This window comes from Ochrobactrum sp. Marseille-Q0166, assembly GCF_014397025.1.
Classification (GTDB): domain Bacteria; phylum Pseudomonadota; class Alphaproteobacteria; order Rhizobiales; family Rhizobiaceae; genus Brucella.
The window spans coordinates 556,201-572,500 of the sequence record NZ_JACJUO010000001.1; the positions used below are offsets into that span (position 1 = coordinate 556,201).

Here is a 16,300-nt window from a genome sequence, read left to right on the forward strand (position 1 = left end):
TCGAACGGGGGCGAATGCAATGGTTGATGACGACAGGGCACATCAAAGCTTGTTGTTCAGGCTTAAAACGGGAGTGTTTGGCGCTGTTCGCAGCTGCTTGCGCATGTCTGCCGATATTCTTTTTCCAGCGAGTTGTATCGGTTGCCGCATACAGGTTTCTGAGCCCGGAACGCTGTGTCCACATTGCTGGTCGCAATTGCGTTTTATCGAAAAGCCCTACTGTCCGGTACTTGGCATTCCGTTCAATCATGATTTCGGCGAGAATTTCATGAGCGCCGAAGCAATCGCCGATCCACCGCCGTTTCGCCGTCTGCGCTCGGCTGTGTTGCATAGAGGCGCTGCACAGCGCATGGCGGTAGCACTCAAGTTTCATGATCGAACCGATCTTGCGCCGTGGATGGCGCGCTGGATGCAACGCGCTGGGCGCGAACTGCTGGATGAGTGCGATGTCATTATGGCTGTGCCTTTGCACAAGTGGCGCTTCTGGTCGCGGCGGTTTAACCAGTCGGCAGAGCTGGCGCGTGCATTGGCGCAGCTGAGCGATAAACCTTTTGCACCACAGGCAGTTAAGCGTATTCGCCGCACCAGCCAGCAGATCGGACTTGGTTTGAAGGAACGCAAGCGAAATGTCGATGGCGCTTTCCGGGTGCCAAAGGAGCATGACATTCATGTGCGTGGACGCCGCGTGCTGCTGATTGATGATGTTTATACGACGGGATCAACGGTGAAGGCTGCCACGCGGGCGCTGCTGCGTGGCGGTGCAAAAAGCGTGGATGTGCTTACATTCAGCCGGGTTTTGCCGGATTAGTGAACATATCAGGGGCTTCCAGATCGTTGCTTTGCCACTTATATAGTGGGCAACGAATGGAGTTTTACATGACCGATGTTACGATCTATACCCGCCCCGGCTGCCCTTACTGCACGCGTGCGGTTGGCCTTCTGAAAGACAAGGGTGTCGAGTTTAACGAAATCAATGCAGGCGCTACACCTGAATTGCGTGCGGAAATGCAGGCGCGTTCGGGCCGCAACACCTTCCCGCAGATTTTTGTCGGTTCAGTGCATGTTGGCGGTTGCGACGATCTCTTTGCTCTCGACAATGCTGGCAAGCTTGATGGCCTGCTTGCGACCGGCGAACTGAACTAACATCATGATGGGGGAGATACCTATGAGCACTTTTCGCGCCGCTGCCGTTCAGATGCGTTCGGGCACCGATGTGGCCCGCAATGTTGAGGCGATGGAAAAACTGGTTTCCGATGCCGTGGCAAAGGGTGCTCAATATGTGCAAACCCCTGAAATGACCGGAGCGCTGATGCGCGATCGTGCCGCGCTTTTTGCAAGTTTGCGCGATGAAAACGGAGACCTTGTCTTCAAGGCAGCATCGGCACTTGCAAAGAAGCACGGCATATTCCTGCATATCGGATCAACGGCTATTGCAGCCGGTGACGGCAAGATTGCCAATCGTGGCGGCATCTTTGCCCCGTCCGGTGACAAGATTGCGACCTATGACAAGGTTCACATGTTTGATGTCGATCTCGACAATGGCGAAAGCTGGCGCGAATCGGCAACCTATGAACCGGGCAAGGAAACGGTGATTGCTGAATTGCCTTTTGCCAAAGTTGGCATGGCGGTCTGCTACGATATTCGTTTCCCGCAATTGTTTCGCGCGCAGGCGCTGGCGGGCGCCAATGTGATTACCGGACCAGCTGCTTTCACACGCCAGACGGGTGAAGCTCACTGGCATGTTTTGCAGCGTGCGCGCGCAATTGAAAATGGTGCATTCCTGATATCTGCCGCTCAGGGCGGTGTGCATGAAGATGGTCGCGAGACTTATGGTCATTCGCTGATCGTTTCACCATGGGGTAAGGTTCTGGCAGAAGCTGCTCATGATGAGCCCGGTGTAATTATCGCCGATATCGATGTCAGCGAAAGCACTGCTGCTCGTGCGAAAGTGCCAAACCTCAAGAATGCGCGCGAGTTTTCGGTGAAGGTCGCCCAAGAGAACGAGGACGCATAATCTATGATCCGCTTTTCGCTTCATTGCGATCACGGCCATGAATTTGAAGGCTGGTTTCGTGACAATGCCGATTTCGACCGGCAGTCAGAGCGTAAACTCGTCACTTGTCCTGCCTGTAACTCTGCTCAGGTTCAGAAATCTTTGATGGCGCCTGCCGTCTCCACCAGTCGCTCTAAAGAGCAGGTGGCGATTGCCATGAGTGAAGCGCAGAAGCAGATGCTTGAACAAATGCGGGAGCTGAGTCGTAAGGTCCGTGAAAACGCGGATTATGTTGGCGATCAGTTTGCCGAAGAAGCACGCAAGATCCACTTTGGTGAGACTGAAGCGCGGGGCATTTACGGCGAAGCTTCAAAGGAAGATGTTCACTCACTCATCGAAGACGGCGTTGATGTGATGCCTTTACCTGTTTTCCCGGAAGACAAGAACTGACTGCAATTGTGAATGCGTAGGAGAATGGGCGCATGAAACTGATGGATTCCGCGCCCTTCCTTTTAATAGCGACGGGCATACTGCTGGGGCTTATTCTGCCGCTGGGGAAGATCGCTGCCGAAGCAGGTATTCCACCTGCAATGTGGACATTCCTGTTTTCAGCCAGTGCGGGGATTATTCTGCTTCTGGTTTTGCTTTTGAGCAAAAAGCGGGTGGGATTCTCGGGTGGCAGGCTGCGCTATTATATTTGCACCGCCGCGATTTCCTATGCGCTGCCCAATCTCCTGATCCTGTCTGCGATACCGCGGCTTGGCGCTGGTTTCACGGGTATCATGTACACGCTGTCGCCGGTGATCACGCTGCTCATTTCGATGGGGTTTGGTCTTCGTCGACCGAATGGTTTGGGTATCGCGGGCATTATCGTAGGCTTCATCGGCGCAATTATGGTTGCAATGACGCGTGGCGAGGTTGGCAAACCAGCCGATCCTCTATGGATCGGGCTTGCGCTTCTCATTCCGGTTTTTCTTGCGATGGGGAATGTCTATCGCACTCTCGACTGGCCGAAAAATGCTGATCCGACCGAGCTTGCTTCGGGAAGCCATCTGGCCGCAGCCGTCATGCTTTTGATTGGGATGTTATTGTTTAACGGCGATTTCCCGATTGAGACGCTGGCGCTTGCGCCGTTGACAGCAGTCGCACAGGCTATTGCGTCAGCTGGCATGTTTGCCTTGTTCTTCCGACTGCAGGCCGTTGGTGGTCCCGTCTATCTCAGCCAGATCGGTTATGTGGCAGCAGCGCTGGGGCTGATTTCCGGCACGTTATTCTTGGGTGAACACTATCCGCCGCTCACATGGATCGGCGCGGTCGTCATCGCCATCGGTGTGGCGCTGACGACGAGAGCGCAGAAACGCTGATAGTTGCTCTATTAAGCAGGCCGCTCAGCGAGAACCATGTAGTTAACGTCGGTATCGCGAGAACGGCTCCAGCTGTCGGTTAGCGGATTGTAGGTTACGCCCAATTTGTCGATGAGATTGAGACCGGCTTTGGAAAGTGCTGCTTCGAGCTCTTCCGGGCGCACCAGCTTTTCATATTGATGCGTGCCGCGTGGCAACCAACGCAGTACATATTCAGCACCGATGATCGCGAGGCCATAGGCCTTGAGCGTGCGGTTAATGGTGGCGACAAACATCAAGCCACCCGGCTTCACCATTTCGCTGGTCGCAGACATGAAGAGATCGACGTCAGAGACGTGTTCGACCACTTCCATGTTCAGCACGACATCGAATTTCTCCCCAGCTTCGGCCAGAGCTTCTGCAGTGGTCGCGCGATAATCAACCTCGACACCGCTTTGGGCGGCGTGGATTTTTGCGACTTCGATATTGGTTTCGGATGCATCTGCGCCGATCACCGTGGCCCCCAGACGTGACATCGGCTCGCACAACAGGCCGCCGCCGCAACCGATATCGAGCAAGCGCAGACCTTCAAACGGACGTGGGCTGTTCGGATCGCGGTTAAATTTTTCGCAGACCTTCTCCTTGATATAGGCAAGGCGCGTCGGATTGAACTTGTGGAGCGGACGGAACTTGCCCTGCGGGTCCCACCATTGCGCAGCAATGCGCGAAAAATGCTCGATTTCAGAAGCATCGATTGTGGTGCGGGCAGTCTCGTTCATATCATTCTCCTGCGGAAGCGGCGTGCAGTTCTGCTCTCAAGGTAGCGTCTTAAAGTCAAGGATCAAATCAAATTCCTGAATCGTGAGCGCTGATTATTGTTTCACGGGAATCATACCCTTGCGGAAGCGCGACATTTTAGCTATGTGACCCCGGGTTTGTCTGTCGCAAGAAAATAATGTTTCGGCAGGCGTTAGTGTAATTTTTCAAAAGACGGGACGTATCCTTAAATGGCGCGCATCGTGATGAAATTCGGCGGCACTTCTGTGGCCGATCTGGAACGCATCTCTAATGTGGCGCGCCACGTCAAACGTGAAGTCGATGCGGGCAATCAGGTTGCCGTCGTGGTCTCCGCAATGTCGGGAAAGACGAACGAACTGGTCAACTGGGTGCAGAACATGCCCAAGGTTGCCGGTGGCACGTCACCTTTCTATGATGCACGCGAATATGACGCGATTGTTGCTTCTGGCGAACAGGTAACGAGCGGCCTTCTGGCCATTGCGCTGCAGTCCATTGGCGTTGACGCGCGTTCGTGGCAGGGCTGGCAGATTCCGATCAAGACCGACAATGCACATGGTGCTGCCCGTATTCAGGAAATCGACGGATCAGAAATAATCCGTCGTATGGAAATGGGGCAGGTTGCCGTTGTTGCCGGTTTCCAGGGGATTGGTCCTGATAATCGCATTGCAACGCTTGGCCGAGGTGGTTCGGATACATCGGCCGTTGCCATCGCGGCAGGTGTGAAGGCGGATCGCTGCGACATCTATACCGATGTTGATGGCGTTTACACGACTGATCCGCGCATTGAACCCAAGGCAAAGCGCCTTTCCCGCATTACATTTGAAGAAATGCTGGAAATGGCTTCGCTTGGTGCCAAGGTTCTGCAGGTGCGCTCGGTCGAGCTTGCCATGGTACACAAAGTACGCACTTTCGTGCGCTCAAGTTTTACGGACCCCAATGCACCGGGCATGGATGATCCGATCAACCCGCCCGGAACACTCATTTGCGACGAGGATGAAATCGTGGAACAGCAGGTCGTCACTGGTATCGCTTATGCGAAGGATGAAGCTCAGATTTCGCTCCGACGCGTGGCCGACCGGCCGGGTATCTCGGCAGCAATTTTCGGTCCATTGGCCGAGGAGCACATCAATGTCGATATGATCGTCCAGAACGTATCGGAAGACGGTTCGAAAACCGACATGACCTTTACGATTCCAACAGGTGATATCGACAAGGCATTGCGTGTTCTCGATAAGGCGAAGGGTGAAATCGGTTCCGATCACATTCAGTCTGAAACCGGTCTTGCCAAGATTTCCGTGATCGGCATCGGTATGCGCAGCCATGCAGGCGTTGCAGCGACTGCTTTTAAAGCGCTTGCCGAAAAGGGAATCAATATTCGTGCGATCACTACATCAGAGATCAAGATTTCCATCTTGATTGATGGTCCTTATGCAGAACTCGCAGTTCGTACACTGCATGGCGTCTACGGTCTCGATAAATAAATAACCGGCTGGGCCTGGTTCGTTTTGAAACAATGCCGCTCCCCATAATCTGGGGGCGGCATTTTCTTATTATATGAGTTATCAGATTTTCTGATGAAGAGACTAGACGTGGGTGGCAAAAATGCTCACAAAGGATTCGGCGTAACGCTTCGCAGGCGGGTAAAGGGAACTGGCTTTGCGGAAAAGCAGCGCCTGTACCAAATGAGGAGCGCTCTACGATCATGCGTGATCTGACAACTGGTCCCCGCGTGCTGCTGAAGCGGTTGCGCGAATTGATGGCGGAACCGCTGGAGCCGCAAGAACGCCTTGACCGGATCGTCCGTGAAATCGCGCAAAATATGGTTGCGGAAGTTTGTTCCTTCTACATTCTTCGTGCGGATGGCGTTCTTGAGCTTTATGCAACCGAAGGTCTCAATCCACAGTCTGTTCACTTGGCGCAGTTGCGTTTGGGGCAGGGGCTCGTCGGTACAATTGCCGCCAGCGCACGCCCTTTGAACCTGACTGATGCGCAAAGCCATCCCGCCTTCGCCTATCTGCCTGAAACGGGTGAAGAAGCCTATAATTCATTCCTCGGTGTCCCTGTTCTTCGCGCTGGTCGCACTTTGGGCGTTCTTGTCGTCCAGAATCAGACCAAGCGGGCATATCGCGAAGACGAGGTTGAAGCACTTGAGACGACAGCTATGGTTCTTGCGGAGATTATCGCGACTGGCGATGGTCTGCGGCTGGCGCGTCCGGGTATCGAACTTGATCTCGGCCGTCCGATGAGTGTTACGGGCAACGCGCTCAATGACGGCATCGGCCTTGGTCATGTCGTGCTGCACGAGCCGCGTATCGTTGTAACTAATCTCTTCAATGAAGACAGTCAGGCAGAGTTAACACGACTGGAAACGGCACTCGGATCTCTGCGTATTTCCATCGATGACATGCTGTCGCGCCGTGATGTGGCTGTGGAAGGTGAGCATCGCGAAGTATTGGAAGCCTATCGCATGTTTGCGCATGATCGTGGCTGGGTGCGTCGTCTGGAAGAAGCTATACATAATGGTCTGACGGCGGAAGCAGCGGTCGAAAAGGTGCAGAGCGACACGCGCGCGCGCATGGTACATCTGACCGATCCTTATATGCGTGAACGTCTGTCCGATTTTGATGATCTGGCAAACCGCCTGCTGCGTCAGCTCATGGGGCGGGATGTGAAAACCATCGCCGAATCACTGGCTAAGGATGCCATTATCGTCGCACGTACGATGGGGGCTGCCGAGCTACTCGACTATCCACGTGAGCGCTTGCGTGGCGTTGTTCTGGAAGATGGCGCAGCCACCAGCCATGTAGTGATTGTTGCGCGCGCGATGGGTATTCCCGTGGTTGGTCAGGCCAAGGGCGCTGTTTCCATGGCGGAAAATAACGATGCCGCTATTGTCGATGGTGATGAAGGCATTGTGCATCTGCGCCCACAGACGGATGTGGAAACTGCATATGCGGAAAAGGTACGCTTCCGGGCACGCCGTCAGGCGCTTTATCGGGAATCGCGTGACAAGCCTGCATTGACAAAAGACGGCGTCGATATTTCGCTGTTGATGAATGCCGGGCTTCTGGTTGATCTGCCGCAGCTTTCTGCGTCGGGCGCCGCAGGCATTGGTTTGTTTCGTACCGAGCTTCAGTTCATGGTGGCGTCGACCTTCCCACGTGCAGAACAGCAGGAACGTCTTTACCGTTCGGTGATTGAAGCGGCTGGTAACAAGCCAGTAACTTTCCGAACGCTTGATATTGGTGGCGATAAGGTGCTTCCATATTTCCGCGCAACCGGTCAGGAAGAAAACCCGGCTCTTGGCTGGCGCGCGATCCGTCTGACGTTGGATCGGCCCGGTTTGTTACGCACCCAGTTGCGCGCGCTTTTGAAAGCGGCCGGTGGTCGTGAGCTCAAAATCATGCTGCCGATGGTGACAGAAGTCAGCGAAGTGAAGGCTGCACGCGAGATCATTGATCGCGAAGTGCGTCATCTTTCGCGCTTTGCACACACGTTGCCACTTAATCTTAAGCTTGGCGCAATGATCGAAGTGCCAGCGCTTTTATGGCAGCTCGATGAGCTGATGTCGCTGGTGGATTTTGTCTCCGTTGGTTCTAACGATCTGTTCCAGTTTTTGATGGCGGTTGATCGCGGAAACTCGCTGATTTCTGGCCGTTTTGATCAGCTGTCGCCTGCATTTCTGCGTACACTGCGTCACATTGTGGATGCAGGTAATCGGCACGGTAAGCCGGTGACATTGTGCGGTGAAATGGCAGGGCGTCCACTGACAGCGATGGCGCTGATAGGTCTTGGTTTCCGCTCAATTTCGATGTCGGCCGCAAGCATTGGTCCAGTTAAAGCAATGCTGGCAGCGCTTGATGTGAGTGAGCTGAATGCTTTGCTGAATGACAAGCTGGACAAGCCAAACGGTGCGCATTCGCTACGCGAATTGCTGCTTCAGTTTGCAGAAGACAACGATATTCCGCTATAGCGTAGAAAATTGCATTTTATCATTGGGTATAGCGCCTTTTGTGCTGTGCCCGATTTTGTTTATTCTCACTTCGAGAAAATTTAGGACATAGCAATGACAGCCTTGCCACAGGACCGGATGGACCAGCTTTTGAAGCGGTTCTCGATGATTGAAAGCCAGATGGCAAACAATCCTGATTCCGCCACCTATGTGAAACTGGCTTCGGAATATTCGGAGCTGCAGGATGTTGTCGGTAAAATTCGCGAGCTGACAGACGCACGCAATGAGGCGCGAGATCTTACAGCGATGCGTGATGATGCATCTACAGATGCTGAAATGCGTGCATTGGCTGTGGAAGAATTGCCAGAGGTCGAAAAGCGCATTGAGACGCTAGAGCAGGAAGTGCAGATCCTGCTTCTGCCCAAAGATGCCGCTGACGAGAAAAATGCGATCCTTGAAATCCGCGCTGGCACAGGGGGACTTGAAGCCGCTCTTTTTGCCGGCGATCTCTTTCGTATGTATGAGCGTTTTGCTGCCGAAAAAGGCTGGCGTGTTGAGCTGGTTTCGGCAAGTGACGGCGATGCAGGTGGTTTTAAAGAAATTATTGCAACTGTTTCTGGCAAGGGCGTTTTTTCCAAGCTGAAGTTTGAATCAGGCGTTCATCGTGTGCAGCGCGTACCGGAAACCGAAGCAGGCGGCCGTATCCACACGTCCGCGGCAACGGTTGCCGTACTTCCCGAAGCGGAAGATATTGATATTGAAATCCGTAACGAAGATATTCGCATTGATACGATGCGCGCTTCGGGCGCGGGTGGTCAGCACGTCAATACGACCGATTCGGCCGTGCGTATTACGCATATTCCTACGGGCATTATGGTTGTTCAGGCGGAAAAATCGCAGCACCAGAACCGTGCACGCGCCATGCAGATCCTGCGTGCGCGTCTTTACGACATGGAGCGACAGAAGGCTGAGAGTGAACGTTCAGAATCACGCCGCAGTCAGGTTGGTTCTGGCGATCGCTCGGAGCGTATCCGCACCTATAATTTTCCGCAGGGCCGCGTGACCGACCACCGCATCAACCTGACGCTTTATAAACTCGATCGGGTGATGATGGGCGAGCTTGATGAGTTGGTCGATGCGCTGATTTCCGATCATCAAACAGCACTCCTGATGGAACTGGGCGAAAACGCGTGAGTGGTGAACGCCTTGATCAACTGATTTCGTCAAGTCGCAAGCGCTTGCGAGCAGCGGGCGTTGATACACCCGATCTTGATGCGCAGTTGCTTGTTGAATGGGCGACCGGTGCAACGCGGCTTGATCTGATTTCATGGCCGGAAAAGCTTATCGATGAAGCCAAGGTTATCCAGTTAAATGATGCGCTTGAGCGCCGCATAACAGGTGAGCCTGTGCATCGCATCATCGGGTTGCGTGAGTTTTATGGTCTGCCATTCCGGCTTTCACCGGAAACTCTCGAACCGCGCCCCGATACGGAAGCACTTGTCGAACTGGTTTCACCTTATCTCTACAAGCTGATCGAACATCATAGTCAGGCCGTGATGCTCGATATGGGCACCGGAACAGGTGCCATCGCGATTTCGCTTCTGCATAAATTTGAGAAGCTCAACGGCGTCGGGCTTGATGTTGCCGACGGTGCACTGGCCATGGCGCGGATCAATGCGGCGGCCAATGGCGTGAGCCAAAGGTTTGCTGCGCTTAAAAGCGACTGGTTCGCAAATGTAAGTGGCAAGTTTCATCTTATCGTCTCTAACCCGCCCTATATTCCAAGCAAGGAAATCGAAGATCTGTCGCGGGAAGTGCGCGAGCATGATCCAATGGCAGCCCTTGATGGCGGAGTTGACGGGCTTGATTTTTATCGCGCCCTTGCAAGCGGGGCCCACGCATACCTATATGATGATGGAATGATTGCCGTCGAAATTGGCGCAGGCCAGTTTGATGATGTGTGCGCTATTTTTGAAAGTGCTGATTTCCATTTGACCGATGTTGCTAGTGATCTCAGTGGCCATAGAAGGGCCATGGTTTTCATACATCAAGCTGTTGCGGGTGTTTGACGGGCTGAGTGTTAAAAAACGCTCGATGATCCAAAAAAGCGCTTGGAATTTACGGCGAAGCCGTTTAGTTTCCAGCCACCGTATACAGCCAGAATGGTTTTGCCCGCTTGTGGGCGGTGGCGGAAATGCTCCATGACGATTTAGGTCATGCTCCCGTGAGGTTTTCTCAGGGGATGGTTTGTACGGAAGCGCACGACTTTCAAAAATAGTTCCGAAGGGTTTTCTGTTCGGAGAGTCTTGCAAAATGCCAAGCCGAAAAGTTCGTGTTGTTCTTTTTGAGCAATGCGAAGCTCTTAACCATTCGATATGTGGGAAGTTTTAGGGTGTGCTTCCTCCATGGCTCGATAAAGCGAAGCCGGTGGCTTTAAGCTACGGAATTTGACGCCCTTTAATCTGAAAAGAGAAGACGATGAGGCCAGCACAGCAGAACAGGCGCATGCGCGGACGGGGGAATAACAATAATAACAACAATAACAACCGCAAGGGCCCCAATCCACTGTCGCGTAATTATGAAAGCAATGGTCCGGATGTAAAAATCCGTGGCAATGCGCAACATATTGCAGAAAAATATACGACACTGGCGCGTGACGCTCAGGCATCCGGCGACCGTGTCATGGCTGAAAATTATCTTCAGCACGCGGAACATTACAACCGCATCATTATGGCTGCCATGGCGCAGCAGAACATTCCGTATCAGCGCGAAGAAAACTTTGACAATGATGGCGGCGATGAGGATGAAGGCGGCTTCGTGCCAGCCACTCCTTCTATTGCACCTCAGCCAGTGAACGGTTCGGGCCCGCAACCTGTTATTGAAGGCACGCCTGCCGAAGTCGTTTATGGCGAAGAAGGCAGTGATAATCGTGGAGAAAGCCGCTCCGATAATCGCCAGCACCCGCGTGAAGGTCGTGATCGTCGTTTGGGCCGTGGCCGTCGTCCGCAGCGCGAGCGTTTCAATTCGGAAGAATCATCTGAACAACCAGTTGTTGCAGAGGCTCCAGTAGTTGAGGTTTCTGAGCAGCCAGAACAGCCTGCGGCAGTCATAGAAAAGCCAGTTCGTGCGGAACGCGCTCCAAGGGCTCCGAAGATTGTGGAAGAAGTTGCGCCCGTTGCTGAAAAGCCCGAAGTTGCAGCAGAAGCTCCGGTTGAAGCCGCACCTGAAGAAAAGCCGGTCCGCACCACCCGCCGTCCGGGTCGTCCGCGCCGTGTTCCAAAGGATGAAGTTGCAGAAACCGCAGATTCTGATGCGTAATTGCTGAAACGGCGATATGATTGATTTCAAAATGATGGCGCGGTTTTCCGCGCCATTTTTATTTATGCTTTGATGGCTTTTCTGGTCTTGCCTAACCCTGTTCATCTTCCCATATTTCTTCTTGGATAGTGAGCCAGCCGAATATGGGGGCTCCGTCACCAAAAGTCTTCCAATGCCAGAACGGGTTGGAGGGAAAAGGAGACATTATGAATATTGAAAAATACACTGAACGGGTTCGGGGCTTCATTCAGTCGGCCCAGACATTTGCGCTTTCTTCCAGCAATCAGCAGTTCACGCCTGAACATCTTCTCAAAGTCCTCGTTGACGATGACGAGGGACTTGTCGCGTCGCTGATTGAGCGTGCTGGCGGCCGTATTGCAGATGTGCGTATCGGTTTGCAGGCAGCGTTGGAAAAACTGCCGAAAGTGACCGGCGGTAATGATCAGCTTTATCTTGCGCAGCCATTGGCAAAGGTTTTTACCCTTGCTGAGGAGCTTGCAGCCAAGGCTGGCGACAGCTTTGTGACCGTTGAGCGTTTGCTTACCGCGCTTGCGATCGAAAAATCAGCAAAAACTTCTGAAATTCTTGCTGCTGCCGGTGTCACACCGACCGCGCTCAACAAGGTCATCAATGACATGCGTAAAGGCCGTACAGCCGATTCTGCTTCCGCTGAAAGCAATTATGATGCGCTGAAGAAATATGCGCGCGATCTGACGGAAGATGCGCGTGCGGGCAAGCTTGATCCGGTGATTGGTCGAGACGAAGAAATTCGTCGCACGATTCAGGTTCTGTCACGTCGTACCAAGAATAATCCGGTGCTGATTGGTGAACCAGGCGTTGGTAAGACAGCAATTGCCGAAGGTCTCGCGCTGCGTATCGTCAATGGTGACGTGCCGGAATCACTGAAAGACAAGCAGTTGATGGCGCTTGACATGGGTGCGCTTATTGCCGGGGCAAAATATCGCGGTGAGTTTGAAGAACGTCTGAAAGCCGTGCTTTCGGAAGTACAGACGGCTGCTGGACAGATTATCCTGTTCATCGACGAAATGCATACGCTTGTTGGTGCAGGCAAGTCTGATGGTGCAATGGATGCATCGAACCTTCTCAAGCCTGCGCTGGCACGCGGCGAGTTGCATTGCGTTGGCGCGACCACACTTGAGGAATATCGCAAGTATGTTGAAAAGGACGCGGCCCTTGCACGTCGTTTCCAGCCGGTATTTGTCGATGAGCCAACGGTTGAAGATACAATTTCGATCCTTCGCGGTTTGAAGGAAAAATATGAGCAGCACCACAAGGTCCGTGTCTCCGACTCGGCACTTGTCGCAGCGGCAACTTTGTCTAACCGTTACATCACTGACCGGTTTCTGCCGGATAAGGCGATTGATCTTGTCGATGAGGCTGCATCGCGTTTGCGTATGCAGGTGGATTCAAAGCCAGAAGAACTTGACGAAATCGACCGTCGCGCGATGCAGCTCAAAATCGAGCGTGAAGCACTGAAGGTTGAAACGGATACGGCTTCAAAGGATCGGCTACAGCGTCTCGAAAAAGAATTGACCGATCTGGAAGAAGAATCAGCCGAGCTGACGGCAAAGTGGCAGGCTGAAAAGCAGAAGCTGGGCTTGGCGGCCGATTTGAAACGTCAGCTGGAAGAAGCCCGCAATGCTCTGGCTATCGCACAGCGTAACGGCGAATTTCAGAAGGCGGGTGAACTTGCTTATGGCACCATTCCGCAGCTTGAAAAGCAGCTGGTCGACGCTGAAAGTAACGAGAACAAAGGTTCTCTGCTTGAGGAAACGGTAACACCGGATCACGTTGGGCAGATTGTGTCTCGTTGGACTGGCATTCCTGTCGAACGGATGCTGGAAGGTGAACGCGAAAAGCTTCTGCGCATGGAAGATGAACTGGCAAAGCGGGTCGTCGGTCAGGGCGAGGCGGTTCAGGCTGTTTCCAAGGCGGTGCGTCGTGCGCGTGCGGGTCTTCAGGATCCGAACCGGCCGATCGGCTCGTTCATCTTCCTTGGACCAACAGGTGTGGGTAAGACCGAGCTGACAAAGGCGCTGGCTTCTTTCCTGTTTCAGGACGACACGGCGATGGTTCGCATCGACATGTCGGAATTCATGGAAAAGCATTCTGTAAGCCGCCTCATTGGTGCACCTCCCGGCTATGTCGGTTATGAAGAAGGTGGTGTGCTGACGGAATCTGTAAGGCGCAGGCCATATCAGGTGATCCTGTTCGATGAGATCGAAAAGGCACATCCAGATGTGTTCAACGTGTTGCTCCAGGTTCTTGATGATGGTCGCCTGACCGACGGTCAGGGTCGTACAGTCGATTTCCGCAATACGGTCATCATCATGACCTCGAATCTTGGCGCTGAATATCTCGTCAATCTCGGGGAGAATGACGATGTCGAGAGCGTTCGTGATGAGGTGATGGGTGTCGTACGGGCTTCGTTCCGTCCGGAATTCCTGAATCGTGTTGATGAAATCATCCTCTTCCACAGGCTCCGCCGCGAGGACATGGGCTCAATTGTTGATATTCAGCTCAAGCGTTTGCAGTCTCTGCTGCATGATCGCAAAATTACGCTGGAACTTGAAGACGATGCTCGCGAATGGCTGGCAAACAAAGGATACGATCCGGCTTATGGTGCCCGCCCATTGAAGCGGGTCATCCAGAAGGAAGTTCAGGACCCGTTGGCTGAACGTATCTTACTTGGCGATATTCTTGACGGTTCCATCGTGAAGATACTGCCTGGTTCGGATCGGCTTAACTTTCGTCCCATCCGCGTGATGGGCGAAGGGGAGCCAGTGAAGGAAGACGAAAAGGCTTAAACCTTTATCGACATTGACAGAAAAAAGCCGTTGTCACTCGACAACGGCTTTTTTCATTAACCATCCGGTTTCAAGGCCATCTTCATGTCCAGTTCATCTGACATTTGCTGTTATTGAGTAATTAATTGTTAACCATATAGTTGCATCCCTTAACCTAAAGTAATTCAGGGTTTCTTGTATGTCGCATCTCTTACGCATGCTTCGCTTCGGATTGTTTGGTTCTGCAATCATTCTTGCAGCAGGTGGTTCTGCCTTTGCGGATGATCGCGATGCGACCCAACCGATACAGTTGGCACAGCTTTTCGACTGGGGGCATGATCGTGGCCGAGATCGTGGTGTGCGCGTTTACACGGATGAGTATGGCCGTCAGGTGACTATTGATCGCCGCGGGCGTGTTCTGAATATCGAAGACCCTCGTGATTCAGGACGTTATGCAAGCGGTGGCCGGCAGGATGGTGGCTGGTTTGATGGACCAGTTGGCGGTGGTGCACCCTATGACGGTTTCGGCAACGTGCCGGAAGACCCCAATTATTATCCGGAAGCACCGGCTGCTCCGGGTTATGATTATAACCGTGACGGTCAGGTGCAGCGTTCGGAATTACCTCCGGCGGGTACCGAATATCCTGATACGGAATCACCGACAGCCAGCATCAATCGCGATCCCGGCTATGCGCAGCCTTCAACGCAGCCGCATGCCATACCGAATACTCACGATATGACACCTGCTATTGAAATGCCGAAAGGGCAGGGGGCAAAGCAAAAGATCGCGGCCTATCAAGTTTTGCTGGATCGTGCTGGCGCATCTCCGGGCGTGATTGATGGCCGCTCGGGCAGCAATGTCGATAAAGCTGCGGCTGCCTATAGTGAGATGACAGGCAAGTTCCTTAACCCAACTGATGAAGCTGCGATTGATGCCGAATTGCAGGCAACCGGGGGGCCAGCTTTCACCGAGTATACGATCACCAATGAGGATGTTGGACGGCAATATGTAGCTTCTATTCCCGATGATTACGCGCATAAGGCTCAGCTTCCGGCTATGGCCTACACATCGGTTACGGAAATGCTTGGCGAGAAATTTCATATCGACGAGGCTTATCTCAAAGAAATTAATCCCGGCGTGAACTTCAATCAGCCGGGTTCCATTGTGAAGGTTCCGAACCTTGGCAAGCCTGTCCGTGCAAAGGTCGCGCGGATTATAGCAGATAAGGCTCGCAAGCAGGTTCGGGGGTATGATGAGAATGGCAAGCTCGTTGTTGCCTATCCCTCAACAATCGGCTCGTCTGATACGCCGTCACCTTCCGGTATTGTGCAGGTACAGCGCATCGCGATAAACCCGAATTACACTTATAATCCGAAGCTCAATTTCAAACAGGGCAATAATGACAAGGTTCTGACCATTCCGCCGGGTCCAAACGGCCCTGTCGGTACAGTCTGGATTGCGCTTTCGAAACCTACCTACGGTATTCATGGAACGCCTGAACCATCACGCATCGGCAAGACATCCAGCCATGGCTGCGTGCGTTTGACCAATTGGGATGCAGAAGAATTGGCCAAGCTTGTAAAAGCGGGCGTAACCGTTGAATTCACGGAATAGCCCCGGCGGAAAATAACGCTAGAAAGCAAAGCACCCAAAAATCAGTTCCGATTTTTGGGTGCTTTTATGTTTCTAAATCTAATAGCGGATAAATCAATTAGCTCTTTGTCGCTCCAGTCGAGGCGAGCTTTGTGCCTGTATCATCTGTGCTTAGAAGTGTATCGATGCGATCACGTTCTTGGATAAAAGCTTCAAGCTCCGCACCCCTAAGAGCTTTATTGTCTGGCAAGCGAATTCGAAGCGGGTCAACTTTGGTGCCGTTTACGATAAGTTCGTAATGAAGGTGCGGTCCGGTTGAAAGGCCAGTTGAACCGACATAACCAATGACTTGTCCCTGACGCACACGCTGTCCGGCGCTTACGCCACGGGCAATGGCGTTCTGATGGCTATAGCTACTAACATAACCGTTTGCATGGCGAATCAGAGTCTGATTGCCATAGCCATTTGTCCACCCCGCTTTTTCGACAACACCGT

Annotated in this window: 14 protein-coding genes (1 of these 14 cut by a window edge); 12 read left to right on the plus strand and 2 right to left on the minus strand. The window is 53.0% G+C overall.

The window, feature by feature from the left end; genetic code table 11:
• Window positions 1–19 precede the first annotated feature (19 nt).
• The 5 genes from H5024_RS02625 to H5024_RS02645 all read left to right on the plus strand — a co-directional run bounded on the left by H5024_RS02625 (window position 20) and on the right by H5024_RS02645 (window position 3,357).
• Entirely contained in the window at window positions 20–808 is a 789-nt protein-coding gene (locus H5024_RS02625) for a ComF family protein (RefSeq protein ID WP_187543898.1), read from the plus strand.
• 68 nt (window positions 809–876) lie between these two features.
• Window positions 877–1,143 (plus strand): glutaredoxin 3, encoded by a 267-nt coding sequence (gene grxC, locus H5024_RS02630; RefSeq protein WP_187543899.1) that lies wholly within the window; start codon window positions 877–879, stop codon window positions 1,141–1,143.
• Between the two features lie 22 nt (window positions 1,144–1,165).
• The gene (locus H5024_RS02635; RefSeq protein WP_187543900.1) at window positions 1,166–2,014 is read left to right on the plus strand and encodes a carbon-nitrogen hydrolase family protein; all 849 of its coding nucleotides are present in this window, start codon (window positions 1,166–1,168) and stop codon (window positions 2,012–2,014) included.
• Window positions 2,015–2,017: 3 nt separating this feature from the next.
• Complete coding sequence (locus H5024_RS02640) at window positions 2,018–2,443, plus strand: DUF1178 family protein (RefSeq protein WP_187543901.1); 426 nt, start codon at window positions 2,018–2,020, stop codon at window positions 2,441–2,443.
• A 32-nt stretch (window positions 2,444–2,475) separates the two neighbouring features.
• Window positions 2,476–3,357, plus strand: a complete 882-nt coding sequence (locus H5024_RS02645; protein WP_187543902.1) for a DMT family transporter — start codon at window positions 2,476–2,478, stop codon at window positions 3,355–3,357.
• Window positions 3,358–3,368: 11 nt separating this feature from the next.
• Here the strand turns inward: H5024_RS02645 and ubiG are convergent, their stop codons facing one another.
• The gene (gene ubiG, locus H5024_RS02650) at window positions 3,369–4,115 is read right to left on the minus strand and encodes a bifunctional 2-polyprenyl-6-hydroxyphenol methylase/3-demethylubiquinol 3-O-methyltransferase UbiG (RefSeq protein WP_187543903.1); all 747 of its coding nucleotides are present in this window, start codon (window positions 4,113–4,115) and stop codon (window positions 3,369–3,371) included.
• Between the two features lie 228 nt (window positions 4,116–4,343).
• On the opposite strand from ubiG, the gene H5024_RS02655 reads away from it, so the two are divergent.
• The 7 genes from H5024_RS02655 to H5024_RS02685 all read left to right on the plus strand — a co-directional run bounded on the left by H5024_RS02655 (window position 4,344) and on the right by H5024_RS02685 (window position 15,826).
• On the plus strand, window positions 4,344–5,615 hold the full coding sequence (locus tag H5024_RS02655; RefSeq protein ID WP_187543904.1) for an aspartate kinase: 1,272 nt from the start codon (window positions 4,344–4,346) through the stop codon (window positions 5,613–5,615).
• A gap of 221 nt (window positions 5,616–5,836) precedes the next feature.
• Window positions 5,837–8,107 carry a phosphoenolpyruvate--protein phosphotransferase gene (ptsP, locus tag H5024_RS02660; RefSeq protein WP_187543905.1) on the plus strand — a complete coding sequence of 757 codons (2,271 nt, stop codon included), beginning with the start codon at window positions 5,837–5,839 and terminating at the stop codon, window positions 8,105–8,107.
• A gap of 93 nt (window positions 8,108–8,200) precedes the next feature.
• Window positions 8,201–9,280: a peptide chain release factor 1 gene (gene prfA / locus H5024_RS02665; RefSeq protein ID WP_187543906.1), complete on the plus strand. Its 1,080-nt coding sequence runs from the start codon at window positions 8,201–8,203 to the stop codon at window positions 9,278–9,280.
• The gene (gene prmC, locus H5024_RS02670) at window positions 9,277–10,155 is read left to right on the plus strand and encodes a peptide chain release factor N(5)-glutamine methyltransferase (RefSeq protein ID WP_187543907.1); all 879 of its coding nucleotides are present in this window, start codon (window positions 9,277–9,279) and stop codon (window positions 10,153–10,155) included. Before prfA ends, prmC begins: the two co-directional genes overlap by 4 nt.
• Before the next feature lie 409 nt (window positions 10,156–10,564).
• A complete protein-coding gene (locus H5024_RS02675; RefSeq protein WP_187543908.1) occupies window positions 10,565–11,404 on the plus strand; it encodes a DUF4167 domain-containing protein in 840 nt (279 codons plus the stop codon).
• A 206-nt stretch (window positions 11,405–11,610) separates the two neighbouring features.
• A complete protein-coding gene (gene clpB / locus H5024_RS02680; protein WP_187543909.1) occupies window positions 11,611–14,232 on the plus strand; it encodes an ATP-dependent chaperone ClpB in 2,622 nt (873 codons plus the stop codon).
• A 178-nt stretch (window positions 14,233–14,410) separates the two neighbouring features.
• Entirely contained in the window at window positions 14,411–15,826 is a 1,416-nt protein-coding gene (locus tag H5024_RS02685; protein WP_187543910.1) for a L,D-transpeptidase, read from the plus strand.
• Between the two features lie 97 nt (window positions 15,827–15,923).
• Here the strand turns inward: H5024_RS02685 and H5024_RS02690 are convergent, their stop codons facing one another.
• Window positions 15,924–16,300, minus strand: partial view of a M23 family metallopeptidase gene (locus tag H5024_RS02690; protein ID WP_187543911.1) — the final stretch only. Its footprint extends 1,579 nt past the window's final position; the window shows 377 of its 1,956 coding nt (coding positions 1,580–1,956); its start codon lies beyond the right edge, outside the window; it ends in the stop codon at window positions 15,924–15,926.